This is a genomic window from Actinomycetota bacterium (assembly GCA_030650795.1).
In the GTDB taxonomy this organism is placed as follows: domain Bacteria; phylum Actinomycetota; class Actinomycetes; order S36-B12; family S36-B12; genus UBA11398.
The window spans coordinates 370,063-395,729 of the sequence record JAUSDJ010000017.1; the positions used below are offsets into that span (position 1 = coordinate 370,063).

The following is a 25,667-nucleotide window of genomic DNA, read 5'->3' on the forward strand; positions in this document are numbered from 1 at the left end:
AAATGCCCGGCCCTTAGCGTACGGAAGTGCTCGCATAGGGTCAAACCGGCCCTATTTTCGCTGAGCGCAACAGACCAACTGCGGCCCGGCAGATTCCCATTCAAAGCGAGGATTATCTCCGATTGCCCTCAAGGAGATGCACCGTCGGGGTCATCCAGACCCGGGCTCATGGTGTATTTCTTCCACTAAACCGGCTCAAACTGGTGGACGCCCGGGTCGGGCGATACCACCAAGAATTTCGCTAAGTCCGGCCGCAACCTTCGACTCACGCTCTAGGGCGGCTGACACTTCGTCAGCCCAACCTCGGCGCAGCAATGCCTTCGCTGCGATATTGGCCGGCGCCTTGAGATGAGCGATTTCATCCAGCACTTCCTGCGATCGAATGTCCAGCATGTTCGCAGCCACAGACTCAGTGGCCAGACCGATCTGCGCAGCCTCGGTGCCACTGACCCACCGAGCCGTCAGCAAGAGTTCTGCAGCTTTGCGCTCCCCCACAATCTTGGGAAGCATGAATGTGCTCCCAGCCTCAGGGGCAGTGCCGAGCTCGCTGAAAGGCAGGCGGAAGCGCGCGTCGTCCGCACTGATCACAACATCGCAGTGCAGAAGCATTGTTGCGCCAAAGCCGACGATCGGACCGTGAACTGCAGCGACCAGCGGCTTGGGGAAGGTCACAAGTGACATCACTACTGCGCGGATACCGAGGCTGAAGGCGGTGGGATCTGTCTGCTCACCAAGGGCAACGAGATCCACGCCAGCGCAATACGCGCGACCAGCACCACGAATGAGCACTACGCGAATCTCGTCGTCAAGCGCCGTTGCATCGAGAGCTTCAGAAAGGCCGAAATAGCCCTCTGCGGTGAAGGCGTTGAGCCGATGTGGACGGTTGAGGGTCAACACACGAACCGGACCATCGTCAGTTATCAGCAGTTCCGGCTCATCCACGAGGGACTCCTATGCATTAGGCGTTGACGACCGGGACTGATTGTGTTGGCTGATCTGATCCGAGCACAAGAGTTTTACCTTCGCGAGCTCGACGATCAGGCAGAAACCTCAGCATCGGATCCCAAGGGTCCGCCCTCGGAAATTTCATTCGAAATTGATACGGCATCCTCTGCTTCGATCTCAACCTCGGTCTCAATATCGAAATCGTCAAGAGGGGCAAGGCTTCTGGCAGCTACATCAGCCGGATCAACTGCATTGGCGGGACGTCGACTCTTGGGTGATTCCGAGTGATCGTGTCCGTGCAGATCCACCTTGATGCCTCGTCCATTGCATGCTTCGCATGTGCTTGAGAAGGACTCGAGCAATCCAGAACCGATGCGCTTGCGCGTCATCTGCACAAGGCCAAGGCTGGTGACTTCAGCAACTTGATGCTTCGTGCGATCGCGACCAAGACATTCAACGATGCGACGCAACACCAGATCGCGATTGCTTTCGAGAACCATGTCGATGAAGTCGACCACGATGATGCCGCCGATATCGCGAAGTCGAAGCTGACGAACAATCTCTTCGGCTGCTTCGAGGTTGTTGCTCGTGACAGTCTGCTCGAGGTTTCCACCTTGGCCAGTGAACTTGCCGGTGTTGACGTCAACGACGGTCATGGCTTCAGTGCGGTCGATCACGAGAGAGCCACCTGAAGGCAAATACACCTTGCGATCCAATGCCTTGGCCAACTGCTCATCGATGCGGTACTCGGCGAAGACATCGACGGGAGCAACGTGATGCTCGAGTCGGGTCGCAAGATCAGGGGCAACAGCGGTGACGTAATCCTGAACCTGCGCCCAAGCATCGCTACCGGAGACCACCATCTTGTTGACATCTTCATTGAAGATGTCACGCACAACTTTGATGGCCAGATCGGGCTCGCCGTACAACAGGGTTGGCGGAGAAGCACTGCTTGCGCGCGAGCTGATCTCTTCCCATTGCAACTTCAGCCGCTCGACATCTTGCTCCAAGGCCTCTTCTGGTGCACCTTCTGCTGCAGTGCGCACAATCACGCCGGCTTCATCAGGCATGACGCGCTTGAGGATGGCTTTGAGGCGCGAGCGTTCAGTATCAGGAAGCTTGCGACTGATCCCAGTCATCGAGCCATCAGGCACATACACCAGGAAGCGACCAGGCATTGAAATCTGGCTTGTCAGCCGTGCACCCTTTTGCCCAACCGGATCCTTGGTGATCTGCACCAGCACCGGATCGCCAGATTTCAGAGCGAACTCAATGCGCTTGGGCTGACCATCGAGAGTCGCGGCATCCCAGTTGACCTCGCCGGCGTAGAGCACGGCATTGCGTCCGCGACCAATATCGACGAAAGCGGCTTCCATGCTGGGCAGCACGTTCTGCACGCGTCCGAGGTAGACGTTTCCAACGAGGGAACCGGAGGAACCACGGGTGACGTAGTGCTCAACGAGCACGCCATCTTCAAGCACGGCGATCTGTGTGCGGTCACCCTGTTGGCGTACCACCATCACTCGGTTGACGGCTTCGCGGCGAGCCAGGAACTCAGATTCAGTAAGAATCGGCGGACGTCGACGGCCAGCCTCGCGGCCTTCACGTCGACGCTGCTTCTTGGCCTCCAAGCGAGTTGACCCTCGCATCGAAGACACGTCATCGTTCTTCGTACGCGGTTCTCGAACCTTGACCACGGTGTTGGGTGGGTCATCGGCCGATGGCTCAGCATCATCGTTGCCGCGACGGCGGCGGCGGCGGCGGCGGCGAGATTCAGCAGCCTCTTCAGACTCGCCCTCGACTGCCTCCGGATCTTCACCGGCAGAAGCGTCTTCAGTGGAGTCGTCCGTGGACTCTTGACCATCGTCAATCGCATCGGTCGTGTCAGTCTCGCCCTCGCCAGTACGACGTCGACGGCCACGGCCACCACGACGTCGACGACGACGTGGAGCGCCATCTTCGGAGTCATCTTCGGAGTCAGAGTCTGCAGTTGCAGCAGAGTCAGTCTGCTCAACTGCAGGGGCCTCATCGTTGGCTTCTTCGGCGGCAGCGGGCTTGCCACGACGACGACGAGTTGCCGTTGGGGCATCAGCCGCGATCGGCTCGGGCGAGATGAACAGCGGAGCAACGAAGGCCGCCTTTGGAGCTGAACGAGAGGTCTCAGCAGCAGGTGCCTCAGGGGTGTCCGAGCTAGTGGCCGCGACCGCTTCGGGCTCGATCTTGGACTTCTTGGTTGCCCGAACCGCCCGTGTCTTGGCAGGCGCCTTGGCCGGCTTTTCGACGGGCACTTCAGCGCTGGATTTGGCTGCCTTGTCAGCTGCAGAACTGCGACGCGCAGGCTTCTGCGCTACGGGCGCTGCTTCGCCCTCGACGACTACAGGTGGCCCAGCTGGGCGACTTGCAGCTCGGCGACGAGTGCGTGGGGCTGGGGTTTGTGGGTCTGTTGAAGTGGAATCTGGGTTTTCGTTGTCGACCATGTGGTCGACCCTCCTTCGGCGGCAAATGCTATTCGCCAGTCAGGTGCTCCTACCCGTGGGCGAAGCACAAAGCCATGGAGTTCTCGCTTTCACTTCTCGCGATCAAGCTCGAGGGGGTCTCCCACGCCTTGACCGTCGGGGGCAAGAGGCCCCTGCGCCAGCCTGGTCACCCTTGGAGGGGTGGGCGGCACGAGGTCAGCCACTCGCCGCAGCGCGGCAAGAACATCGTCTGGTCGAACGGCGGGAGTGCTATGCCGAACTACCAAGGTGAGTATCGCACACTCCGCACCCACGACTTGCTCCGCTGAGATTCCAACACGCGCCGCAAGCACGGCCGAGCGAGCATCAAAGACCCGCTTGCCCTGCTTCATGAGGCGCTCAACGAGCACCTCGTTGGCCGCGAGGAACACGGCAACGGCCTCCACTAGGACTGCTTGGCTCATTCCCGGGAACTCGATTTGCCACACACTGGCCTCCAGGCGAGCCGCAAAGTCAGGCGAATTGGCCACAACAACGTCGACGATGTCCAGGCCAGGAGGCAATGCCTCGTCCAAAGCCACACGCAATCGACTTGGGTCACACAGAGTTGTCACACCAATTTCGAGATATTCGGCCTCGCTGGCAGTCCCAGTCGGCGCCGCATTGGCGTAAGAAACCTTCGGATGCGGAGAAAAGCCTGCACTGAAGGCAATCGGTACACCCGCCCTGCGCAGCGCACGCTCGAACGCGCGCTGAAAATCGCGATGCGAGGAGAACCGCAGCCGCCCTCGCTTGGCGTACTGCAGGCGCAGCCGTTGAATCGTTGGTGCGAAATCGCGCACCGGTGCTTGACGAGCCAATTACCCCACCACGTTCGGCCGGATCATGGGCATAGGCAGTTCGGTGATGCCCGTCGGGCCGACCTGAATCTCAGTGCCGAGTTGATCGCACACCCCACAGTCAGAACATGGAGTCCAGCGACAATCCCCAACCTCGGACTCAGCAAGCGCTGCCTGCCAGTCCTCCCATAGCCACTCCGAGCTCAAGCCCGAATCGAGGTGATCCCACGGAAGCACCTCATTGCGTTGACGCTCTCGCGTGGTGAACCAGTGCACGTCCACGAGTTCATCCGCGAGGCCAGCTGATGCCGCAGCGATCCAGCGATCAAAGGAGAAATGCTCACTCCAACCGTCAAATCGCGCACCGTTCTTCCATGCTTCAAGAATCACCTTGCCAACGCGTCGATCACCTCGCGAGAGCAGGCCTTCAATGATTCCGGGCTTGCCATCGTGATACCGCATGCCAATTGCCTTGCCGAACTCTCGATCGCTTCGGATCGCTTCCTTCAACTTCTGCAAGCGCGCGTCAGTAGCTTCGTGATCGAGTTGTGCAGCCCACTGAAATGGAGTGTGTGGCTTGGGGATGAAACCGCCAATGGAGATCGTGCATTTGATGTCGCGACTGCCGCTGATTTCACGGCCCGCCTTGATGACCTGCCGCGCAAGGTCGGCGATCTGCAGAACGTCATCGTCAGTTTCAGTGGGCAAGCCGCACATGAAGTAGAGCTTCACCTGACGCCAACCCGCACCGTAGGCCGTTGAAACGGTGCGAATCAGATCTTCTTCTGTGACCTGTTTGTTGATGACATTGCGCATCCGCTCACTGCCGCCTTCAGGAGCAAAGGTCAATCCACTTCGGCGGCCATTACGGGAAAGCTCATTTGCGAGGTCGATATTGAATGCATCGACGCGGGTGCTTGGCAGGGACAACGAAGTCTGGGTGTCCTCGTAACGATCAGCCAGTGCCTTTGACATTTCAGCAATCTCTGAGTGATCGGCACTTGATAGCGAAAGCAGACCGACTTCGGCAAAGCCGGTCTTGCACAAGCCGTTGTCGATGATCTCGGCGATCGAAGTGAGGCTGCGCTCGCGTACGGGTCGGGTGATCATGCCCGCCTGACAGAAGCGGCAGCCTCTAGTGCAACCGCGGAAGATCTCAACGCTCATCCGCTCGTGCACGGTTTCGGCCAGGGGAACCAAAGGATTCTTCGGGTACGGCCAGGCATCCAAATCCATGAGCGTGTGCTTTGCCACGCGCCAAGGAACATCCGGAAGGTTTGGGGCCACGCGCTGGATCCGGCCGTCCGGGAGATAGGAAACGTCGTAGAACTGTGGAACGTAGGCAACTCCGGCTACTGCAAGCGAGAGCAACAGACCTTCACGACCACCAGCTTGCCCCTGCTGCTTCCAGGCCTGCACAAGTTCGGTCACGCGAATGACTGCCTCTTCGCCATCACCGATGACCGCTGCATCGATGAAGTCGGCGATGGGTTCAGGATTGAACGCGGAGTGACCGCCGGCGATCAAGATGGGATGCTCGAGAGTGCGATCACGGGCGAACAAGGGAATGCCGGCAAGATCGATCGCCGTGAGCATGTTGGTGTAGCCGAGTTCGGTCGAGAATGAAATGCCGAGCACATCAAAATCAGCAATCGAGCGATGCGCGTCGACGGTGAACTGGGGCAGGCCGCGTTCGCGCATCAAGGCTTCAAGATCGGGCCAGATCGCGTAGGTGCGTTCTGCCAGTGCATACGGAAGTTCGTTGATGACCTCGTAGAGGATCTGCACGCCTTGGTTTGGAGCACCGACTTCATAGGCATCCGGGTACATCAGAGCCCAACGGACCTCGACAGATTCCCAAGGCTTCATCGTGGCATTGAGCTCGCCGCCGACATATTGAATGGGCTTGGACACCAAGGGCAGCAGTGCCTCAATCTCATTGAAGAGAGAGGCACCGCGAGCACGGGCATCCATGACTGTCACGCACGGATACTACGTGCTGCACAACTAAGGAATCATTTGTTGACTATGCAATCGGATGTTCTCAAGGAGTCCGATGGCTATCCAGACGGCCATCATTGCCGTGCCTCCAGCCGAGACGAATGGGAGTGGAACACCAGTGATTGGCATGATTCCGAGTGTCATGCCGATGTTCTCGAAGGTCTGGAAAGCCAACCACGCAACGATGCCGGTAGCCACTAGGCGTCCGTACATATCGTCGGCACGCATGGCAATCAGGATGGCTCGCCACAACACGATGCCAAGCAGGACAATGAGCAAGCCTGCACCAACGAATCCGAATTCCTCGCCGGCCACGGTGTAGACGAAGTCACTCTCATTGACAGGTACGAATCGACCTTGGGTCTGAGGTCCGTTGAAGAGTCCATACCCGAACCAACCACCACCACCGATGGCGATGCGTGCTTGAGTGGAGTTGTAGGCGATGCTGCCCGCATCGGCCGTCGGGTTGATGAAGGAGGTCAGTCGATCGACTTGATATTGCTTGAGCAAGCCAAATTGAATCGCCATCAGAACGCTGACTACAGCGCCAATCATCAGGCCACCTACCCAGCGATTTCGGGCACCACTGACGGCAATAATCGCCAGCGCAACAGAGCCAAGAATCAACACGCTGCCCGTGTCATTCTGGGCGAGGATGATCATCAAGGGCAGTGCGGCGACTCCCAGGGAGATCAGCACATCGCGATCGCGCGGCTCATGCTCTGCGCGATCCTTCTCGGCCAAGATCGCCGCCATCATCAAGATCACAGCGATCTTCACGAACTCAGAAGGCTGAATTGTGAAGCCACCTGGCAACTGAATCCAAGCTCGAGCCCCAGCGATCTTGGTACCTAGGCCAGGCAGGAAGACGAGAAACAGTGAGAACACAGACAGCCCGTAGATGACAGGCGTATAGGCGCGTAGCCATCGGTGATCGATGCGAGATGCGATGTATCCCAAAAGGATGCCAAGGACGACGTTGATCAAGTGCTTCTTCAGATACGACTGCGGATCCGTCGGCGATGCAAGATCAGCTCGGCTGGCTGACCACACGAGAATCGATCCAAATACCGTCGCGGCGAGCGCGGCTACCAACAAAACCCAGTCAAGGTCGCGCCAGTAGGCCCCGCCCTTGCGGCTTGGCAGCAGTTGCTGGTCAGTGGAGCCAGTTACTTGGAACATGCTCATCACTGAACTCCTGACTGCTTGCCCTTGAGAACAACCGGCGTTCCATCAGAGCGCACCTTGGGAAGTTCGGCGCGCGGCTGGCCTCCCACGAGCACGCTATTGGCCGAATTCACGCTACGTCCATTCACGCCAAACAGTCCCTCATAGATCTTGCGAACACTTGGGCCAGAGGTCTTCGAACCCGTTCCACCCTGGGAGACCATCATCACCACGGCGTACTTCGGGTTGTTCGCTGGCGCATACGAGGCAAACCATGAAGTCGAGACCTTGCTGCCGGTGACCTGAGCCGAACCGGTCTTGGATGCGACCGGAATCTGATCGAGAGGGAACCCTTGGAATGGCGTTTCACCTGAACCACGAGTCGTGACACCAGGCAAGGAATCCTGCAGGAAATTGATCGTGCTCCTGGGGGCGGACACCTTCGATTTCACAACGGGGGCGAACTCCTGCACGACTTTGCCCTCTGGGCCGATCACCCCCTTGACTATGCGCGGCTGATACACAGTGCCGCCATTGGCGATGGCCGAATAGACCATTGCCAGCTGCAGCGGGGTCACACCCGTATCGCCCTGTCCGATGGCGGCGTTGAGTGCGTCACCCTCGCGCCAGCGGAAGCCGTCAGCGCAGTTCTCCTTGTCCAATGCGGTATAGAAATCCGCGAGTGAAGGGTTTGTCTTTCGCGTTTCGGGGTAACCCTCAAGCGCGTTCTGGCACCAGCTGTCCTTCCTGGCATCCCAGTTCTCAGCCTTGAACAGGCGACTGGAAACCACGCCTGCGGATTCATTTGGCAGGTCGATCCCGGTCTTTGTCCCAAGACCAAATGAGCGCGCCATCGCTGCAATTGGGTCAGGCGCAGTGCGAGCGGCGTCAATGCCGCCGCCGTTCTTCCACATCCGGTCAGCGATGCCGTAGAAGACGGTGTTGCACGAGACTTCGATCGCTCGAGCCAGCGAGATCGCGCCATAGCCATGTGACTCATAGTTGCGGAAGGTCTGCGGCGGGTTACCTGCCTTGTACTGATTGGGACAGTCGTAAGAGCCGTGCAGATTGAAACCGGACTTGCCCGCCGCCGCAGTGCTGACGACCTTGTAGGTGGAACCCGGCGCGAAGGTGCCTTGAATCGCATTGGACGAGAGTGCCTGTGAGTCCTTCAATGCCTGGTACTGCTTCTTTGTCACGCCACCGATCCAGATGGCCGGGTCGTAGGTCGGATAGCTCGCCATAGCCAAGACGTTGCCATTCTTCACGTCGATGACGACAGCGGCGCCCGACTTGCCGGGGTAGCCCTGGGCATGAGCCCGCTGAACTGCGGCCACCAGCTGCTTTTCAACCAGAGATTGCAGTCGAGCATCAATGGTGCTGACTAGGTAGTTGCCAGCAACGGAATCTTTGAAATCGAGTTTGCTCGTGACGTGACCTGAAGTGTCAATGCCCAAGGAAGTCACCTCGGGCTTGCCTCGCAATGTTGCGTCATATTGCGCCTCCAATCCAGACCGGCCCACGACGTCTGTTCGACGCAGTCGGTCAGATGCACTGGAATCACCTTGAGCCTCTAGCTGAGTTTCTGTGACCGGACCCAGATAGCCCAGGATGTGCGCCGCGTTCACGTTGAATGGCGCTGGATAGATCCTGTTGGCCTGCAGTTGCGCAGCCATGCCAGGGAAGTCAGTTCGTCGCTCCATGATGGTCAGCGCAGTCTGGGTATCAATGCCAACAGCCACCGGCACCGGCTGATAGGTCGATCCGTTCCAGCAGGTTGGCGGAGGCTTGGCACCCTCAGTTCCGCAGGTCTTGAGCCGGTCACTGATCTTCTCGGCGGGCACATTGAGCAGAAGCGCAAGCCGGTTGATGACCCCCGCGCCCTTATCCTTGGCCCGACCCAGAGTCACCCGATCAACGGTGACTTCAAGGGCCGTACGGTTGGACACCAGCGGTCGGCCAGCTTGATCAAGAATCAGGCCGCGGACAGCTGGGCGAACGATCTCGCGAACCGAGTTGTTCTCGGCAGCCGCGCGATAGAAATCCCCGCTGATGACCTGCAGGTACATCAGCCTGGCGAACAAAGTGAGCATGAGCGAGAGCACAAGGACACCGAGCACCATGAGGCGCAGCATGGAGCGATCACGCACCCGGTGCTCCCTTCATGAGGCAATAGTGACCTCGGAACTCTGACTTGCCGCAGGCCAGAGCGGTTCCCCCCAGAAGAGTCATATCGCAACCTCAGGAGTGAACTTCTTCACCACCCAGCCCAATGGCATCACAACAAAGGGGCTGAGCAACGCTGCATAGATCGCTCCAGTGAGCATCAACTCAGGCACATTGGCCCACACCACAGTGGGCTGACCCAGCAGTGAATCAAGCACCGCCCGCACCAAGGTGACACCCGCAACCGTGCCAGCCACCAGGCCGATGATCAGCGGAACTGTGCGATCGCGGGGGTTGATGGCTCGGCCGGCGAAGAAGGCGGCCGCCATGAAGAGCAGGGCATTGACCCCGACGACTCCCTGAGTTGAAGGCGAGAAATCAAGGAGCAGGCCGGCGGAAAATCCATAGACCACGCCCATAGCCGGGCCGTAGGCCAAAGCCACGGCGAGCACTGACACCAGGATCAAGTCTGGCGTTGCACCGGGCAGTCCGAGGCGGCTGAGAAAGGCGCTCTGGGTCATGACGGCGATCAACAAGGTGGTCGCCAAGATGATGAGTTGTCGAAGCCACATCAGGAAGCCTTCGGAGACGGAACAGGTGTTGCCGGACTCAAGGTGGGAGCCGCAGCGCTCCCAGAAGGATTCGGCGAGGCGGCGGCGGTCGGTTCGACCTGCGGCCGGGACGGCAATACCGAATCCCGTGGGTCTGTGCGCGGTGGGCGAACCACCACACCGACGATGGTCAACGCTGACAAATCGGCGAAGGGCTCAATGGCAGCCACACGCGTGAGCTGCCCTGCGGTACCACGAACGGAGGTGACCTGCCCAATTGGAATTCCCGGGGCATATGGCTTGCCGTTCTTCGAGCCGAATGTCACCAGCGCTTCGCCTGTCTTCACATCGGCAAGTGGGTTCAACATCTGGAATTCGAGAGAGCTCAGATCACCGGTGCCTGAGAGGATGCCGACTTCTTCGCTGCCCGCAACGCGCGCACCAACAGAGACCGATGGATCCACGATCAATACGACAGTTGAGGTCGTGCGGTGCACGGCCGCGACACGGCCGACCAGGCCATCGGCGTTGATGACTGACATATCGCGTTCGATACCGTCTTGAGTACCGATGTCGATAGTGACGGTCCAGCTGAACTCCTGCTCAGGCCCTACTGCGATGACCTCGGCAGGAACAATGCGATACCGCCCGGCGCCAGCAACCTTGAGCAAGCCATCCAGAGCATCGGCGCGAGCTCGATCTTCTGCTGCGCGATGCACGAGTCCGCGCAGCGAACTGTTCTCGGCCTCCAGCGCAGCAATGGTCTCGCGCTGATCACCCCAGGTCCCCCACCAACTGCCAATGCCGAGCACTGGCGAGAAGATCGTGGCCCCAGCGCGCTCGACGCCGCCAAGAGCTGTACCGACAACAGAGCGAAGGGTTGCGAAGGGACCCTTGCCACCACGCAGATCAAGGATCGCAAAGGTCAAGGTGATGACCACCAGGATCGCTATGACCACCCTGGCGCGGCGCTGCAACATTTGAGATAACGGCAGGTCTGAAGACCAGCCGCCCTATCGCCGAGGCTCAGAGACGAGGACGGCCTGAAGAGCGTCGAACTCCTCAACGCACTTGCCGGATCCGAGCGCGACACAATCAAGAGGTCGATCGGCAATCAGAATGGGCATGCCAGTTTCATGACGAAGCCGCTCATCGAGGCCCCGCAGCAATGCGCCACCGCCGGTGAGGACAATTCCGCGATCCATGATGTCGCCGGAAAGCTCCGGTGGCGTACGGTCGAGGGTGGCCTTCACGGCGGCCACGATCGCATTGACAGGCTCATCAATTGCGCGGCGAATCTCTTCAGCAGAGACAACGATGGTGCGCGGAAGCCCGGTGATGAGATCGCGACCGCGAATTTCCGCGTGTGGTTCGTCGGGCATTGGAAAGGCCGAACCGATGGCGACCTTGATTTCTTCCGCGGTGCGCTCACCAAGCATCAGCGAATACTCGCGCTTGACGTATTGAATGATCGCATTGTCGAGCTCATCGCCGCCGACGCGAACCGACAAGCTCGTGACGATGCCGCCCAGTGAGATGACAGCCACTTCTGATGTGCCACCACCGATGTCGACGACCATGTTGCCAGTGGGCTCATGCACCGGAAGCCCGGCACCAATCGCTGCGGCCATCGGCTCTTCAATAATGAAGACTTTGCGCGCACCGGCCGCATAGCCGGCATCTTTGACGGCCCGCTGCTCAACACCTGTGATGCCAGAAGGCACGCAGATGATCAGGCGAGGCTTGGCGAGGTGGCGGCGCTTGTGCACCTTCTGAATGAAGTAGCGCAGCATGCGCTCCGTGGTGTCGAAGTCAGCAATCACACCGTCCTTCAGAGGGCGGATCGCGACGATGTTGCCGGGGGTGCGCCCGATCATGCGCTTGGCCTCAGAGCCAACGGCCAAAATGCCACCGGTGTTGTTGTTGATCGCTACAACCGAGGGTTCATTCAAGACGATGCCACGACCGCGCACATAGACCAATGTGTTTGCCGTACCCAGATCGACGGCCATGTCGCGGCCAACGAAAGAGGACGAAGCAGTAGCCATAGGGGAAGTGGCCTTCCTGATCGGGGGTCCTCATCTTACGTCCCCGCTGGGTCTTCCTCAGCCCGCGATACGCGCGGCCCTGGCCAACTCAAGCTCCCGGAGCCGGTTTTCCAGCCGCTCGGCCACCTCTTTGGAGGCCGCCAGGCCAAAGGCCGCCGTGGTCACGGCGCCCAGATCAGCCCGGTAGTCGTGTCCGATACTTTCGAATTGTCCGGGCTTCACGTTGGTCGCGAAGAGCACGTCAACGAGCACCTGAGCCCAGGTGATGCCAGGTTTCCAGGTCATGGTTTCGGGGATATTGCGACCTCGCGGTGCGTGTGGATCCAGCCAGAAGGGCCGTTCGGCGATCAAATCACCGCGGAATCTCACAACGGGATCCCCGTCGTGCTCCAAGAACCACACTTGCGGTCGATCTGCCGCAAATTCGACTGGCACTTGCTCTGCCCGATCCATCGTCACTGAAGAACTTGCGCAGCGGACGTGGAATTCGTCGGCAGTTCTGCTTCCCGGAGTGCCAACCCAAAGCGCATGGGCGATGCCATAGGAATCGAGATCATCGAGCCCATTTGGCACCGCTGCCTCTTGCACTCGCGCTCCGAGACTTTCGCCATACATGAGCAGGATCGGTCGAGTTGATCGATCACGCAGTTCGGCCACAACAGCATCGAGCAGCTCACGCTGTGTCTGCGCCGCGTCGCTGACCTTCCCGACCGAGAGGAAGGAAGGCAGCAGTCCGTATCCGATGGCCACCGCCGCTGAATCGCCGCGCGACAGCATCTCGAGCACATCTACTGGTGACGAGTTGGCGTATCCTGTGCCCGCAGGAGATTGGATCAGGAGGTACTTCCGGTCGAATGCCCCCGTGCGCCGCAACTCTTTCATCGCCAGGCGCACGCGATCGGCGATCGTCGGGGCAGATTCAAGGCCAATGAAGACGCGAATCGGGTCCAAGAGCATCGCCTCGCCCGTCACAGCAAGGACATCTTCAGGAGTGGTGACTTGGCCCACGAACCGAGCTCCCTCGCGACCCATTGGTGCCAGCGCAATGCCCGAGGCGGCCGAACCCGTGACAAAACTGGAAGTCGGCGGAATCGAGAATCCCGGATCCAATGCACGACTGTTCTGTTCCAGCCCAGAGAGTAGCGTTCGAGCGATCGATCGACCGGCGACCGCCTTCACCGCAACTACACCCGCTACCCCAACGAGCACAAGGGACAAGCGCTTGGGATGCCGGATCGCACCTATGAGGAGATCAGTCTTGGCGGCAGCAACGACACCGGCCAGCGCACCAAGCCCTGGAGCAAAGACCAGGTCGATCTTCTTGGGCCAAGGCACCAATGTCTGTCCACGAGCAGCCATCCCCACAACTCCCCCAAATGCTGCGCCAACAGCAAGTCCGAGAGTCGAGGTGCGCATGACTACAAACCTGGGAAGAAGAGCTCGATTTCTCGGGCGGCCGACTCTGGTGAGTCAGAGCCGTGGGTAACGTTTTGCTGAGTCTCTGAAGCCAGATCCCCGCGGATCGTGCCGGGGGTTGCATTCGCCGGATTCGTGGCCCCCATCATCGAACGCCAAGAGGTGATCACACTGGTGCCTTCGACCACTGCTGCAACCAATGGGCCACCGGTGATGAACGCCACCAGATCCTTGAAGAAGGGCTTGTCCGCATGCTCGGCATAGTGTGCTTCGGCGATAGCAGCGGGCAATGTGCGCAGCTCAAGAGCGACAATGACAAAGCCCTTGCTTTCAATGCGGGCCAGAACTTCGCCAACCAGTCCACGGGCAACCCCGTCGGGCTTGATCATTACCAATGTGCGCTCAGTCATCCCTGCTCCTTATGTCACCTGTGGAACGGTCAGCCTAGTGGTGGCGGTAGCTCTGCCTGCTGGGCCTTGATCGCATCCACGCGGCTGCCCTGATGGATAGCTACGTACCAGAGCACGACGAAGATGCCGCCAACAATGAACATGGCTGGCGCCAGAAAGCCGATGGCCAATACCGGCACCTGAAGCAGCCAGCCAAGGCTCAAGCCCCAACGGCGTCGGAGGGTGCCGACGGACAAGAAGAGCATCACGGTGAGCGCCAAGCCCAAGCCAAGGACGAGTGCGGTGTTGCCTACCGACCCATTGGTCGCCACGACTGGGATGGCAAGAAAGACGGCAATCGCTTCAAGACTGAGCACGGCCGAGCACAAGATTTTCACAGATGCCGCCGGCCGCGCTGCATCATCTGCTTGACCTCGCCCACCAGTACGATCGATCCGGTGACGAGTACTCCGCCACCGCCATATTCGGAATCAGCTTCGGCCAAAGTCACGGCCTCATCGATCGCGTCGGGCACAGAACGCTTCAGTTCCACGCGATCATCTCCGAAGACGAGCACGGCCACTTCATAGAGCGCCTCGGCTGAAAGCGCACGCGGCGAGGTCGGCTCGGTGACAATCACCGTCGAGACAATTGGCTCCAGAGCGATGAGGAAAGCCAAGGGATCCTTGTCAGCAAGAACTCCGATGACGGCAACAAGGGTGCCGAATTCGAAAGAATCTTCAAGCGCAGCGGCCAGAGCAATCGCACCTGCCGGGTTGTGTGCTGCATCGATCACGACAGTTGGACTGCGCCTAACAATTTCCAAGCGACCCGGTGAGGAAGCTTGATCAAAGCCAGCGCGAATAACGTCATCATCGACCGGTGGCTTGCCGGCCCCCATGAATGCTTCCACCGCGGCCAACGCAAGAGCAGCATTGCGAGCCTGGTGCTCGCCGAACAGCGGGAGGAACACTTCGTCGATGCGTCCACCAATGCCTTGCAGGCTCAGCATCTGCCCACCGACCGCGATGACGCGATCCATCAACCCGAATTCCACGCCCTCGCGAATGGCAATCGCCCCGACTTCTTCAATGCGCTCCGCGATGACGGCGTTGGCCTCTTCATCCTGAGCGGCGATCACGGCAAATGCGCCGGGCTTGATGATCCCGGCTTTCTCAGCAGCGATCTCTGCGATGGTCTCGCCCAAATACTGCTGATGGTCAAGTGAGATCGGACCAATCACTGCGACCTGACCATGCGCCACATTAGTGGCATCCCATGCGCCGCCCATACCCACCTCGATGATCGCAACATCCACTGGGGCGTCGGCAAAGGTGGCGAATGCCATTGCCGTCATCACCTCAAAGAATGACATCGCCGGGCCACCATCGGCCTTCGAATTCACGTCGACCAGATCGACATACGGTGAGAGATCACGCCAAATATCCAGGAAGCGCTCCTTGCTCACCGGATCTCCGTCAAGGCAGATGCGTTCGCGAGGATCCACCAGATGTGGAGAGGTGAACAATCCGGTTCTCAAGCCGTATGAGCGAAGCAGCACCTCGATCATCCGAGCAGTCGAGGTCTTGCCGTTGGTGCCCGTGACATGAATGACGGGATAGGCCGACTGTGGATCGCCAAGCAGCGTCATGATCGATGCGATCCGCGAGAGCGAAGGCTCAAGTTTGCTCTCTGGCCACCGATTCAGCAGTTGCTGCCAGACCTCGTTGATCGCGGCGTCCTGCGATGCTGGAGTTGGGGCCACGACGCAGCAGTCTAGGGAGAGTCGCAGCCTCAATAAGATGGACCACCATGACTGGCCCACCTATGCCCGAAAAGCCCACCCTCGACGGTATTGAGGACCGATGGGCTGCTTTCTGGGACCAGCAAGGCAGCTACCTCTTTGATCGCAGCAAGACTCGCGATCAGGTCTTCTCGATCGACACCCCTCCCCCAACGGTCAGTGGCTCACTCCATGTGGGCCATGTGTTCTCGTATACCCACACCGACTGCATAGCTCGCTACAAGCGCATGCGCGGCTTCGAGGTCTTCTATCCCATGGGCTGGGATGACAATGGTCTGCCAACCGAAAGACGAGTGCAGAACTTCTATGGCGTGCGCTGCGATCCGAGCCTCCCGTACGACCCTGATTTCCAAGCGCCCGCTGAGCCAGACGCCAAGCAGCAGTTGCCTATCAGCCGACGCAACTTCATCGAGCTCTGCGAACGCCTCACCGTTGAAGACGAGGTGGTCTTCGAGCACCTGTGGCGTCGTCTCGGGCTGTCCATCGACTGGACACAGACCTATCAGACCATCGGGGCGAATTCTCAGCGCGTGAGTCAACTGGCTTTCCTGCGCAATCTGAAGCGCGGCGAGGCCTATCAGGCCGAGGCGCCGACTCTTTGGGATGTCACCTTCCGCACCGCAGTTGCACAAGCAGAACTCGAAGATCGCGAACGCCCCGGCGCTTACCACCGCATCGGCTTTCACTCTACTGCCGATCCCACGACCAAAGTGTTCATCGAGACCACGCGTCCAGAACTGCTTGCAGCATGTGTCGCACTTGTTGCTCATCCCGATGATGCGCGCTACCAAGCACTCTTTGGCACCACAGTCACCACGCCACTCTTTGGCGTGGATGTGCCAGTGCTGGCCCATGGTCTTGCCGATCCCGAGAAGGGATCCGGCATCGCGATGGTCTGCACCTTCGGTGACCTCACCGACGTGATCTGGTGGCGCGAACTGCAGCTGCAGACCCGCCCGATCATCGGCTGGGACGGCCGCATCCTTGCCGACATTCCCGACTGGATCACGAACGACGAGGCCAAGCAGCACTACTCCGCGATTGCCGGCGCAACGAGCCACACCGCCAAGGAGCGAGTTGTCGCGATGCTTCGCGAGCAGGATCACCTGGTTGGCGAGCCGCGCGAGATCACCCACCCCGTGAAGTTCTTTGAAAGGGGCGACAAGCCACTGGAGATCGTGACCACGCGTCAGTGGTACATCACCAATGGCGGTCGCGACGCCGAACTGCGCGAAGAACTCGTCATGCGCGGCAGCGAGCTGCAGTGGCATCCGATGAACATGGCAGTCCGGTATGAGAACTGGGTTGAGGGGCTCAACGGCGATTGGCTTATCTCACGCCAGCGATTCTTCGGCGTTCCCATTCCGCTCTGGTACCGCCTTGATGACGAAGGCAATCCGAAGTACGACGAGGTCCTAATTCCAGCAGAAGATCTGCTGCCCTTGGATCCGAGCACTGAACCACCGGCTGGATTCACCAATGATCAGCGCGATCAACCTGGTGGCTTCATCGGCGATCCCGACGTGATGGACACCTGGGCCACTTCAAGCCTGACTCCGCAGATTGCGGGCGGCTGGGAACGAGACCCCGACCTGTGGGACCGCGTCTCGCCGATGGATCTGCGCCCGCAAGCGCACGAGATCATTCGCACCTGGCTGTTCAGCACGATTGTCCGCAGCCACCTCGAGGACAACCGGCTTCCGTTCAAGCATGCAGCCATCTCTGGCTGGATCCTGGACCCAGATCGCAAGAAGATGAGCAAGTCCAAGGGCAATGTCGTGACGCCGATGAGCCTGCTCGACGAATACAGCGCCGATGCACTGCGCTACTGGGCAGCATCAGGACGACCTGGCACTGATACTGCATTCGACGTTGGGCAGATGAAGATCGGTCGGCGCCTTGCGATCAAGATTCTCAACGCAAGCAAGTTCGTACTCGGCTTCGAGGCCGGCTTCAACGACGAGGCAATCACCGCCGATTTGGATCGCGCTCTGCTTGCTCAATTGGCTGGAGTCGTTGAGCAGGCAACGGCGGCGTTCGAGGACTACAACTACGCGCGTGCTCTCGAATTGACCGAGTCCTTCTTCTGGAACTTCACAGATGACTATGTCGAGTTGGTGAAAGAACGCGCATATGGCGGGCAAGGCGAAGCCGCGGCAGCTTCAGCCAAGGCAACTCTGGCCGTCACTCTCGATGCGCTTCTCAAGCTTTTCGCACCATTCCTTCCCTTCGTCACGGAAGAGGTGTGGAGTTGGTGGCAGGAAGGATCTGTCCATCGATCAACATGGCCTGATGCTGATGATCTGACCGCACTGGCGCGAGGGGCAGACCCCGCGCTCATCAGCGAGATTGCCAATGCGCTATCGCAAGTGCGCAAGGCCAAGTCAGAGGCGAAGGTCAGCATGCGTGCTGTTGTGGAATCGGCGAACATCGCAGCGACGGAAACACAATTGGCTCGTCTGCAGGGTGCCATTGCCGACTTCAAGGCCGCCGGGTCAATCGGCGAGCTCACTTTCAGCCCTGGCGAGAACATCGAGGTGGCTGTGGTGCTTGCACCGATCAGCGTCTGAACTGCGACACAGCGACGACACTAGCGCTGGCAATTGAGCTATACGCTCAAGAAGGCCGTTGAAACCACAGCGGCTCGGGTATTCACGCGCATCGGCACGCACATCTTTCGTGACAGGAGTCAGACATGTCTCTATGGATTGTTCTTCTCATCGCAGCAGTGATCATCGCGATTCTTGGCTTCGCAACAGTTGCGAAATGGCTGTTCATTCTCGCCCTCATCGTGCTCGTCATCGGGCTCGTCGGCTTCGTCATGGGCAGGAGTCGTTCGCGACTTTGATTGCGACAGTAATGGGAGCTTTTGCCTATCGAATCGACATAGATGCGTCCTTAGGCTGCAAAGAGATCGCACTGAATTCACACGTCGATCAGAACTCATACGTCTCGCGATTAAGGGAGCAAAGATATGACCACATCTCGTGTAAAGAAGATTGCCGTACTAGCGGCATTTGCAGCTATCCCAGCCTTCGGACTCATTGGAACTTCTCCTGCCAGTGCTGTTCCGAATGCTGTTCTGCAACAAGTTGGCGTGCCGTCCGTGGGAGGCTGCGACGCCATATTCAATCCGGCTCTCAACTTGGCCAACGTCGCTTTCGGCGGTTGGGGACTCAGTTGGGCCCAATGGATCAACAACGGTACCGGCGGTCAGGTTTGCAGCCGACTGCTCGTATTCGATGCTTCAGCCGTTGACTGGTATTCACTGTAAATACCGCTTGAGTGCCAGTGGTGTTGGCAATTGTGACCCAACTGCCAACATCACAGGCATATCTGGCCCAAGGTGGCAGCGACGCAAATGAGATGAAGTTGGGGCTTCCCCCTGACCCGCCTGCGGCGAGATAGGCGCAACGATGGAAGTAACAGCAAGACGTCTGCTTCATGAACGTCAGGCGAGACTGCGTTAGCGATTTCTGGGGAAGTGATGACTTGGATACCGATCTGGATCCGTTGGCAGTCTGGCAACAGGAAGTCGACGAACTCAAGTTCACAGTCGATCTGCCTCTGATTGCTGAACCTGGTGCGATTCGAGCGGTGAGCGCTCGTATTGCCAAGTACATGGCACATCTTGCGGAGTATCGCGGGATGGTCCAGTCAATTTCAGGAGTGGCGGAGATCGAAGACAGCCACCAACTCCGAGATGCGATTGCGGCAATCGGCCATGAACTGCAGACTTCGCCTTCTCAACGAGTCGATCTGAAGATTCGCATGGACACTTTGTGCAGCTTGGTTCGCTTGGAGTTGGAGCGGGAGCACGAGTTCATCGAGATGCTGTCCACTCACCTCGATGCACCACAGATCAATGCCTTCAGCTCCGAACTTCAACATGCTCTGGCTTCCCAGGATCACTCGCCACAGACCGTGATAGAGAAAGGCGCGCAACATGACTAGCACCGCCGACAGCGCCAATGAGATCGATTCTGAGCACGTGGTCGGAAAAGTCCTGGCTGCCGAACCCCCGATTCTGGTAAGCGCGCTGCTGCTGGCTGTCGGGATCGGATTGGCAGTTATTGCTATGGCGCACATGCGACACAAGCCGCATTCCACGATCCTTCAACGCTTGAGGTTGGCCCGACATGCCTGATAAACCTGCACCAGAGAAGCATCCGCAACCAGATGGTGAGGAAGTCGGAGATGACATTCCCGACTTCGGCGAAGAGCAGCCTGCCACGCCACCCAAGATTCCGATTGTGAACAACGACGACACTCAGTGACTTGCTGCCTTCAATTACCCTGCACGACTTCGCGCACCTTGTCGACGAGCTTTTCCCCCGCATCCTCAGCACTCTTGAGGGCGTCCTTGGCCTTGCCGGCGGCCTTGTCTGCGCGGCCTTCATTCTTCAGCTGATCATCGTCAGTCAGATCGCCAACGGCTTGCTTGACGCGACCCTTTGCTTCATCCGGGTTGATAGCCATGATGCCTGTCTCCTTCGAAGGAATGTGACTCTTCAGTATCCGAGCGCTTGCACCTCAAAACGACCCCCTTCGAGTCGCATGTCTGTCCCACCTTCCCCTTGCGTCGTGACACGGTAACTCCAGTAGGCAATAGTCGAGAACGAGAAGGGCAGCGCATAAGCGCGTCGTATGAGCGAAGGCATGGGACTAGCGTTGAACACCGCTTCATACATGCGTTGGGAGGACGTTCGTGAGCCAGACTTGGCAAAGTCCAATTGAGACGGGCAGCGCTGATCCTGCACGCTGGTTCCTTACCGCCGCAGAGCGCGGCAATCCTGACACCAGCCTTGATTCACGACACTCCGATGGCCTGAGTTGGACAACTGGAAATTTCATCGAGCCGCTCGTGCACGGCAGTCTCTACTTTCGTCAACTCCTGACTGCAGTGGAAGATCTGCGCGCCGGCGATCGGCTCATGTTCACTGACTGGCGCGGGGATCCGGACCAGCATCTGGATTCGGCCGGCGCAGAAGTAGGGGCAATGTTCGCTGCGGCGGCCGCGAGGGGCGTCGATGTTCGTGGCCTGCTGTGGCGTTCGCATACGTTCATGCAATTCGGCGCGCAGAACAACCGTGGGCTTGGCGAGATTTTGGAGGAGGCCGGCGCAAAGGTCCTGTTGGACATGCGCGTGCCAGCCTTCGGATCCCATCACCAAAAGCTGGTCGTCTTGCGCCACGGGGACCGACCAGAGTTGGACCTTGCATTCGTCGGCGGCATCGATCTTTGTCATGGTCGACGAGATGACGCAATGCATGCCGGCGATCCACAGGCATTGCTGATGGCCAAGGTCTACGGAGACCAGCCGCCTTGGCACGACATTCAAATGGCAATACGCGGGCCTGCCGTAGGTGATGTCGAAACGGTGTTTCGTGAGCGCTGGGAGGATCCCAGTCCACTCGAGCGTCATCCACTTCACGTGCTCACTTCTTGGCTGCATCGCGAGAGCAAGACGTCAACCCCGCTGCCGCCCCAGGGCCCGGATCCCGGGCCAAGAGGCGCTGTTGCCTTGCAGATGCTTCGCACCTACCCCGTTCGCCATCCCGGCTATCCATTCGCACGAGAAGGCGAACGCAGCATTGCCCGTGGCTACATCAAAGCGCTCTCCAATGCGAGAGATTTCGTGTACGTCGAGGACCAATACCTGTGGTCGCATGAGGTCGCCTCGGTGTATGCCGACGCCCTGCGACGAGAACCCGAACTGCAGATGGTCTTTGTCATCCCCGGCTACCCTGAACAAGATGGGCGCCTGTCGATGCCACCCAATCAACTTGGCAGGCAAGGTGCCCTCGAAGTATTGAATGCCGCTGGCGGTGATCGCGTTGCGATCTATTTCCTGGAGAATGACAAGGGAACTCCGGTGTATGTGCATGCCAAAGTTGTGCTGATTGATGACGTGTGGGGCTGCATCGGTTCCGACAACACCAACCGACGTTCGTGGACTAACGACTCCGAGCTCAGCGCTGCATTCATGGATGCATCTGGTGACGGACACGTGAGAGTACTACGGCTGACGCTTGCATTGGAGCATCTGGGGGCGGGATTCAATGAGGAGGATCTGCAGGATCCCGGAGCCTTCTTCAAGGCATTTCATGACAGTGCAGCAGCCTTGGATGCCTGGCATCTTGGTGGCAAGCAAGGTCCTCGACCCACAGGACAATTGCGAGAATTCAACCAGGGGCATGTGCGCCGGCGCACGCAGGTCTGGGCAAAGCCGATCTATCGCACGGTCTATGACCCCGACGGACGTACTCGTCGCATGCGCCGCAATCGAGAGTTCTGAACTCAGCTACTTGACGCTGCCCTTGACGGATGGTCGAGGGAAGCGTTGTCGCGCAAAGATCAAGGCCGATTCGGCAAGCGCAACCCAGGCAACACCGAAGAGCCAACCACCAAGCACATCACTTGGCCAGTGCACGCCAAGCCAGACGCGACTGGATCCGACCAGCACGGCATAGGCAACAGCAGCGCTGCAGGCCAGGACCCTAGTTCGGGAGGTGTTCAGCCGCGGAGCGATTGCCCAAAGGCAGGCTCCGGCGAAGATCGTCGCGGAGGTGGTATGGCCCGAGGGAAAGGTCGGGCCGCCAGCGGATCCAAGCCAGTCGGTCGTATCCGGACGCTGGCCGCCCATGAGTGCGTTGATCGACAGCCCCACGTACATGCCCACACTTGCAACGCCAGCCAAGAGAACGCCGCTGCCGATGCGAGAACTCAGACGCTTGGGGCCCTTGACGGCCAGGGCTCCAATGACGGCCAGGGCCGGGATAGTGACGATCGTTGCCCCACCCCAGGTGACCATGCGGGCGAAGTCAACGTCGAGGGCTCCGCGATGCGCAACGACCCATCGGTGGATGTCGCCGTCCACGGTGATCGTTGGAAGCGAATGAGCTCCGACTGCGATAGCGAGCACAGTGAAGAGCGCTCCTGACCCCAGGCCAATCAATAGCAGCGTTTGACTCGATATGCCGATGTTGGGGACGACTTCCGGGAAATCGACGACGACCCCGGAGGACGCGGGTTGCGATGGAGCAGTGGGATCCAGCCCCGTCGCAACAGCATCGACGAACTTCTCGGCGCCTTGGGTCACCGCGCCCTTGTCTGTGTCATTCGTCGGCTGGCTCATGGAACCGATGTGGCCTGGGATGGTGCATCCTTCGGTACTCGCACTTCCCGAGGAAGCAAGGTCGTGATGGCGATAGTCAGCCAAACCGACCCACCGATCGCGCCGAAAAGAACGTCGGTGGGAAAGTGCATTCCGCGATAGATCCGCGAAAATCCGACCATCAGCGGGATCGTCCACAGCACAACCGCGAAGACAATCGCCAGCCAACGAGGCCGAAGCTCACGCAGAAGGATGATGGCAATGCACCCGTAGAGGGCAATTGCTGCGCCCATGTGACCCGAAGGAAAACTGGATGTGGGCGGCGCGAGATCCAGAGGCTCCACCGGTGGACGATCGCGACCCACGAGAGCGGTCACGATGAGAAAGACCCAAAGCTCACCGACGATGGCCGCCAGGAGAGTCCATGACTCGCGCCAGCGTCCAAGCCAGATTCGAAAGACGACGATCCCAACGAGCAGGACGGCAATGCACACCTTGGTATCGGCGAGATTCGACCAGACCATCGTGAGGCTGTTCCAGGCATCCGTGCGGTGCTCAGCGGCCCAGATATTCACCTTTGCTTCTCGAGCAAAGAAGTCCAAACTCTGAGCAGCCGACAGCGACCATCCAACAATGCAAATGAGCAGGGCAAGCAGCAGCCCACCACCAACCAGTCGCAATGCAACAGGGCGCCAGTGCAACTTTGGATATTGGGTCGGTGTCATGCTGCATCTCCATTCGGCACTCGGCGCCAGGCGGCCTCGGCCAGTCCGTATACGCCGAAGATCAGCAGTCCAGCACCCATCACGAATACCAGTGCGGGCCCCATGGGCAGGTCGAGTGTGGTCTGCACGACTTCGTTGATGCCGCCGGCTCGCGATGGGTCGTGTGACATTGCACCGAGGATCACCAGAACGCCCGCAATCAGGAAGACAGCGCCTCGCGCGATCGTGCCGACCCGCCCAAGGTTGACGACGGCTCTGCGTCTGGCCGGCGGGAGGTAGTCGAAGTACTTCAGGAACGCAGTGGTGAAGCCCTCGACGATCATGATGAGGCCGGCAATCGCGACGCCCGCTCCCACCAATCCAAGGATCCATTGACCTGCTGGCGCTTCCAGAGCGGCTTTTGCCAACTTCGCCTGGTCTTTGGCTTGTGGCTGGCGCGCCCCTTGCAACACCAGGAGGGTGCCAATGGCGATGATGGTGTAGGCAATCGCGCGCAGGAGAGACTTCCCACGGGTCGCAATGCTCGTATCGCCGTCAACGCCGAATGCCGCTTCGCTGAATCGCCACAGCGCATAGGCGACGAAGCCCAGCAGCATCAGCGCGACAAGCAGAGTGCCCAGGGGTTGGCTCAGGATCTTGGTCAACGCGCCACGTTGATCGACTTTGGCTCCCCCGCCGAGTGCGACGACAATGGCCAGCCAGCCCATGACCAGATAGATCAATGCCCGGGCGGTCAGACCCACCCGAGCGATCCAGCCCATGGGGCTGCTGGCTGCGGTGGAGGCAGCAGCGTCAACGACCCCTGAGTTGCCGGAGGTGGAAGTCATCGGTTCGTCTGCTTCTCGCTCGTCTCAAAGGGAACGCAGATGGTGATGGACTTGGGATGGATCCTGATGTCCAGTTGCTTGGTTGGCTTGCGAACACTTCCGTCCAGTTCATAGACCACCTTGTGATCAAAGCGAACTTTGAACCTGGTGCCTCGCGTGGTGTCGATGAAGGGAGAATTCTCAGCGCGACCCACGACGACTCGACTGATGGTACGCAGCCATTGGGTGCGGCTTTTCGCGCTCATCACGCCGATCTCCAGAATGCCATCATCTGGACGAGAGCCTTCGAACACCTCAATGCTGCCCATGATCTGACTCAGATTGCCAATCAGAACGCACGTGACCTTGCCCTTGTAGAACTTGCGACCCTCAACCCAGACCCTGCAGCGAATCGGCGTCGCAGCAAGCTGTCGGGCACCGGTCCACAGATAAGCAGCACGTCCGAACCTGTCCTTCAAGCCTTTGTCGGCGTCTTCCATAGTCAATGCGTCCATCCCCGCGCCAGCCATGATGGAGAAATGCTCTCCATTGATGGTGCCGGTGTCGATACTTCTGCGATCGCCATGCAAGCCGATCTCAACTGCCGCCTTGATGTCCTGGGGGATATTGAGATTGCGGGCCAACAGGTTGCCAGTGCCCGCTGGCAGAATCGCCAGCAGAACATCCTCTTTGGCCAGGACGTCCACGCATTTCTGCACTGAGCCATCGCCACCCCAGACGAAAACAATGTCGACACCCGCAGCCATGGCCTTACGGGCCATCGCCGGCGCGTACTTGCTCTTGGCGACTTCCAGCCACAGCGGCTCAGGAAAGCCAGAGTCGGCAAGAACTTGTCGAAGCTCTGTCAGACCGCCTCCGAGCGTCTTGCCGCTGTGCGCAATGACGGCGACCTTGGGAAGCTCGCTGGTAGGGGTCTTCGGATTGTGCGAGGACATCAGGCGACGTACCTGCTCGTGAGCGTTCTGTCTCGATACAACTGATTCAGGCAATCGCGGTAGATCCGATGCATCTGCGCGGGATGAGTCTGCTGCACGTGTGAGACGACGCTTGTCACCAGTGCTGCTTCTGAGTCCGCTGTCATTGAATGGCTACATTCGCACTGCATGTAGAGCGTCATCGGCGTTCCTTTGTTCGATTTGCTAGCAAGTATTCGCCCCTGTCGAACCCGTGTCTCCACTGTGAGCATCGCGTTTGTGTCGCAAGACGAACTCAAGGC

24 protein-coding genes and 1 pseudogene are annotated in these 25,667 nt (G+C 59.2%); 7 read left to right on the forward strand and 18 right to left on the reverse strand.

Translation table 11 applies throughout. The annotated features are described in order from the left end of the window. Positions 1-195: 195 nt before the first annotated feature. From Q7L55_05605 to Q7L55_05665, 13 genes and pseudogenes are all read right to left on the reverse strand, one after another. Positions 196-942, reverse strand: a complete 747-nt coding sequence (locus Q7L55_05605; protein MDO8732034.1) for an enoyl-CoA hydratase/isomerase family protein — start codon at positions 940-942, stop codon at positions 196-198. Between the two features lie 314 nt (positions 943-1,256). After that, positions 1,257-3,422, reverse strand: a pseudogene (locus tag Q7L55_05610) (Rne/Rng family ribonuclease). Positions 3,423-3,511: 89 nt separating this feature from the next. Then, positions 3,512-4,222, reverse strand: coding sequence for a TIGR03936 family radical SAM-associated protein (locus Q7L55_05615; GenBank protein ID MDO8732035.1), 711 nt, complete (start codon positions 4,220-4,222; stop codon positions 3,512-3,514). Between the two features lie 39 nt (positions 4,223-4,261). Continuing rightward, the gene (locus Q7L55_05620) at positions 4,262-6,214 is read right to left on the reverse strand and encodes a TIGR03960 family B12-binding radical SAM protein (protein MDO8732036.1); all 1,953 of its coding nucleotides are present in this window, start codon (positions 6,212-6,214) and stop codon (positions 4,262-4,264) included. Between the two features lie 33 nt (positions 6,215-6,247). Then, positions 6,248-7,429, reverse strand: coding sequence for an FtsW/RodA/SpoVE family cell cycle protein (locus Q7L55_05625; GenBank protein ID MDO8732037.1), 1,182 nt, complete (start codon positions 7,427-7,429; stop codon positions 6,248-6,250). Next, positions 7,429-9,558, reverse strand: a complete 2,130-nt coding sequence (mrdA, locus tag Q7L55_05630) for a penicillin-binding protein 2 (GenBank protein MDO8732038.1) — start codon at positions 9,556-9,558, stop codon at positions 7,429-7,431. The genes Q7L55_05625 and mrdA overlap by 1 nt, the downstream gene beginning before the upstream one ends. 78 nt (positions 9,559-9,636) lie before the next feature. Next, a complete protein-coding gene (gene mreD / locus Q7L55_05635) occupies positions 9,637-10,146 on the reverse strand; it encodes a rod shape-determining protein MreD (GenBank protein ID MDO8732039.1) in 510 nt (169 codons plus the stop codon). Then, positions 10,146-11,105: a rod shape-determining protein MreC gene (gene mreC / locus Q7L55_05640; protein ID MDO8732040.1), complete on the reverse strand. Its 960-nt coding sequence runs from the start codon at positions 11,103-11,105 to the stop codon at positions 10,146-10,148. Before mreC ends, mreD begins: the two co-directional genes overlap by 1 nt. Before the next feature lie 33 nt (positions 11,106-11,138). Then, on the reverse strand, positions 11,139-12,173 hold the full coding sequence (locus Q7L55_05645) for a rod shape-determining protein (protein MDO8732041.1): 1,035 nt from the start codon (positions 12,171-12,173) through the stop codon (positions 11,139-11,141). Positions 12,174-12,230: 57 nt separating this feature from the next. Further along, on the reverse strand, positions 12,231-13,589 hold the full coding sequence (locus Q7L55_05650; GenBank protein ID MDO8732042.1) for an alpha/beta-hydrolase family protein: 1,359 nt from the start codon (positions 13,587-13,589) through the stop codon (positions 12,231-12,233). A gap of 2 nt (positions 13,590-13,591) precedes the next feature. Further along, positions 13,592-13,999 carry a nucleoside-diphosphate kinase gene (ndk, locus tag Q7L55_05655; protein MDO8732043.1) on the reverse strand — a complete coding sequence of 136 codons (408 nt, stop codon included), beginning with the start codon at positions 13,997-13,999 and terminating at the stop codon, positions 13,592-13,594. Between the two features lie 29 nt (positions 14,000-14,028). Continuing rightward, positions 14,029-14,376, reverse strand: a complete 348-nt coding sequence (locus Q7L55_05660; GenBank protein ID MDO8732044.1) for a DUF4233 domain-containing protein — start codon at positions 14,374-14,376, stop codon at positions 14,029-14,031. Continuing rightward, positions 14,373-15,743, reverse strand: a complete 1,371-nt coding sequence (locus Q7L55_05665; protein ID MDO8732045.1) for a folylpolyglutamate synthase/dihydrofolate synthase family protein — start codon at positions 15,741-15,743, stop codon at positions 14,373-14,375. The genes Q7L55_05660 and Q7L55_05665 overlap by 4 nt, the downstream gene beginning before the upstream one ends. A gap of 47 nt (positions 15,744-15,790) precedes the next feature. Between Q7L55_05665 and valS the strand changes: the two genes are divergently transcribed. The 6 genes from valS (at position 15,791) to Q7L55_05695 (ending at position 20,059) form a co-directional block, all read left to right on the forward strand. Next, positions 15,791-18,352, forward strand: coding sequence for a valine--tRNA ligase (valS, locus tag Q7L55_05670; protein ID MDO8732046.1), 2,562 nt, complete (start codon positions 15,791-15,793; stop codon positions 18,350-18,352). A 125-nt stretch (positions 18,353-18,477) separates the two neighbouring features. Beyond that, entirely contained in the window at positions 18,478-18,630 is a 153-nt protein-coding gene (locus Q7L55_05675; GenBank protein ID MDO8732047.1) for a DUF1328 domain-containing protein, read from the forward strand. Between the two features lie 126 nt (positions 18,631-18,756). Next, positions 18,757-19,056 (forward strand): hypothetical protein, encoded by a 300-nt coding sequence (locus tag Q7L55_05680; GenBank protein MDO8732048.1) that lies wholly within the window; start codon positions 18,757-18,759, stop codon positions 19,054-19,056. A gap of 170 nt (positions 19,057-19,226) precedes the next feature. Further along, on the forward strand, positions 19,227-19,736 hold the full coding sequence (locus Q7L55_05685; GenBank protein ID MDO8732049.1) for a hypothetical protein: 510 nt from the start codon (positions 19,227-19,229) through the stop codon (positions 19,734-19,736). Beyond that, entirely contained in the window at positions 19,729-19,929 is a 201-nt protein-coding gene (locus Q7L55_05690) for a hypothetical protein (GenBank protein ID MDO8732050.1), read from the forward strand. The genes Q7L55_05685 and Q7L55_05690 overlap by 8 nt, the downstream gene beginning before the upstream one ends. Next, positions 19,922-20,059, forward strand: coding sequence for a hypothetical protein (locus Q7L55_05695; GenBank protein MDO8732051.1), 138 nt, complete (start codon positions 19,922-19,924; stop codon positions 20,057-20,059). Before Q7L55_05690 ends, Q7L55_05695 begins: the two co-directional genes overlap by 8 nt. 10 nt (positions 20,060-20,069) lie before the next feature. Here the strand turns inward: Q7L55_05695 and Q7L55_05700 are convergent, their stop codons facing one another. Continuing rightward, positions 20,070-20,261: a CsbD family protein gene (locus tag Q7L55_05700; protein MDO8732052.1), complete on the reverse strand. Its 192-nt coding sequence runs from the start codon at positions 20,259-20,261 to the stop codon at positions 20,070-20,072. A gap of 229 nt (positions 20,262-20,490) precedes the next feature. Between Q7L55_05700 and Q7L55_05705 the strand changes: the two genes are divergently transcribed. Further along, a complete protein-coding gene (locus Q7L55_05705; protein ID MDO8732053.1) occupies positions 20,491-22,080 on the forward strand; it encodes a phospholipase in 1,590 nt (529 codons plus the stop codon). 6 nt (positions 22,081-22,086) lie between these two features. Here the strand turns inward: Q7L55_05705 and Q7L55_05710 are convergent, their stop codons facing one another. Genes Q7L55_05710 through Q7L55_05725 form a run of 4 tightly spaced genes read right to left on the reverse strand, consistent with a single transcriptional unit; the run spans position 22,087 to position 25,386 of the window. Next, complete coding sequence (locus Q7L55_05710) at positions 22,087-22,920, reverse strand: phosphatase PAP2 family protein (protein MDO8732054.1); 834 nt, start codon at positions 22,918-22,920, stop codon at positions 22,087-22,089. After that, positions 22,917-23,624, reverse strand: coding sequence for a phosphatase PAP2 family protein (locus Q7L55_05715; protein ID MDO8732055.1), 708 nt, complete (start codon positions 23,622-23,624; stop codon positions 22,917-22,919). The genes Q7L55_05710 and Q7L55_05715 overlap by 4 nt, the downstream gene beginning before the upstream one ends. Then, entirely contained in the window at positions 23,621-24,451 is an 831-nt protein-coding gene (locus Q7L55_05720) for a DUF1206 domain-containing protein (GenBank protein ID MDO8732056.1), read from the reverse strand. The genes Q7L55_05715 and Q7L55_05720 overlap by 4 nt, the downstream gene beginning before the upstream one ends. After that, positions 24,448-25,386: a diacylglycerol kinase family protein gene (locus Q7L55_05725; GenBank protein MDO8732057.1), complete on the reverse strand. Its 939-nt coding sequence runs from the start codon at positions 25,384-25,386 to the stop codon at positions 24,448-24,450. Before Q7L55_05725 ends, Q7L55_05720 begins: the two co-directional genes overlap by 4 nt. Between the last annotated feature and the right edge of the window lie 281 nt (positions 25,387-25,667).

What these genes read in the sequence shown, in the direction of transcription:
- Q7L55_05620 (MDO8732036.1), bottom strand. Translation starts at nt 6,214, where the DNA reads ATGGATGCCCGTGCTCGCGGTGCCTCTCTCTTCAATGAGATTGAGGCA.
- Q7L55_05625 (MDO8732037.1), bottom strand. Translation starts at nt 7,429, where the DNA reads ATGAGCATGTTCCAAGTAACTGGCTCCACTGACCAGCAACTGCTGCCA.
- mreD (MDO8732039.1), bottom strand. Translation starts at nt 10,146, where the DNA reads ATGTGGCTTCGACAACTCATCATCTTGGCGACCACCTTGTTGATCGCC.
- mreC (MDO8732040.1), bottom strand. Translation starts at nt 11,105, where the DNA reads ATGTTGCAGCGCCGCGCCAGGGTGGTCATAGCGATCCTGGTGGTCATC.
- Q7L55_05645 (MDO8732041.1), bottom strand. Translation starts at nt 12,173, where the DNA reads ATGGCTACTGCTTCGTCCTCTTTCGTTGGCCGCGACATGGCCGTCGAT.
- Q7L55_05650 (MDO8732042.1), bottom strand. Translation starts at nt 13,589, where the DNA reads ATGCGCACCTCGACTCTCGGACTTGCTGTTGGCGCAGCATTTGGGGGA.
- ndk (MDO8732043.1), bottom strand. Translation starts at nt 13,999, where the DNA reads ATGACTGAGCGCACATTGGTAATGATCAAGCCCGACGGGGTTGCCCGT.
- valS (MDO8732046.1), top strand. Translation starts at nt 15,791, where the DNA reads ATGACTGGCCCACCTATGCCCGAAAAGCCCACCCTCGACGGTATTGAG.
- Q7L55_05675 (MDO8732047.1), top strand. Translation starts at nt 18,478, where the DNA reads ATGTCTCTATGGATTGTTCTTCTCATCGCAGCAGTGATCATCGCGATT.
- Q7L55_05680 (MDO8732048.1), top strand. Translation starts at nt 18,757, where the DNA reads ATGACCACATCTCGTGTAAAGAAGATTGCCGTACTAGCGGCATTTGCA.
- Q7L55_05685 (MDO8732049.1), top strand. Translation starts at nt 19,227, where the DNA reads ATGAACGTCAGGCGAGACTGCGTTAGCGATTTCTGGGGAAGTGATGAC.
- Q7L55_05690 (MDO8732050.1), top strand. Translation starts at nt 19,729, where the DNA reads ATGACTAGCACCGCCGACAGCGCCAATGAGATCGATTCTGAGCACGTG.
- Q7L55_05695 (MDO8732051.1), top strand. Translation starts at nt 19,922, where the DNA reads ATGCCTGATAAACCTGCACCAGAGAAGCATCCGCAACCAGATGGTGAG.
- Q7L55_05700 (MDO8732052.1), bottom strand. Translation starts at nt 20,261, where the DNA reads ATGGCTATCAACCCGGATGAAGCAAAGGGTCGCGTCAAGCAAGCCGTT.
- Q7L55_05710 (MDO8732054.1), bottom strand. Translation starts at nt 22,920, where the DNA reads ATGAGCCAGCCGACGAATGACACAGACAAGGGCGCGGTGACCCAAGGC.
- Q7L55_05715 (MDO8732055.1), bottom strand. Translation starts at nt 23,624, where the DNA reads ATGACACCGACCCAATATCCAAAGTTGCACTGGCGCCCTGTTGCATTG.
- Q7L55_05720 (MDO8732056.1), bottom strand. Translation starts at nt 24,451, where the DNA reads ATGACTTCCACCTCCGGCAACTCAGGGGTCGTTGACGCTGCTGCCTCC.
- Q7L55_05725 (MDO8732057.1), bottom strand. Translation starts at nt 25,386, where the DNA reads ATGTCCTCGCACAATCCGAAGACCCCTACCAGCGAGCTTCCCAAGGTC.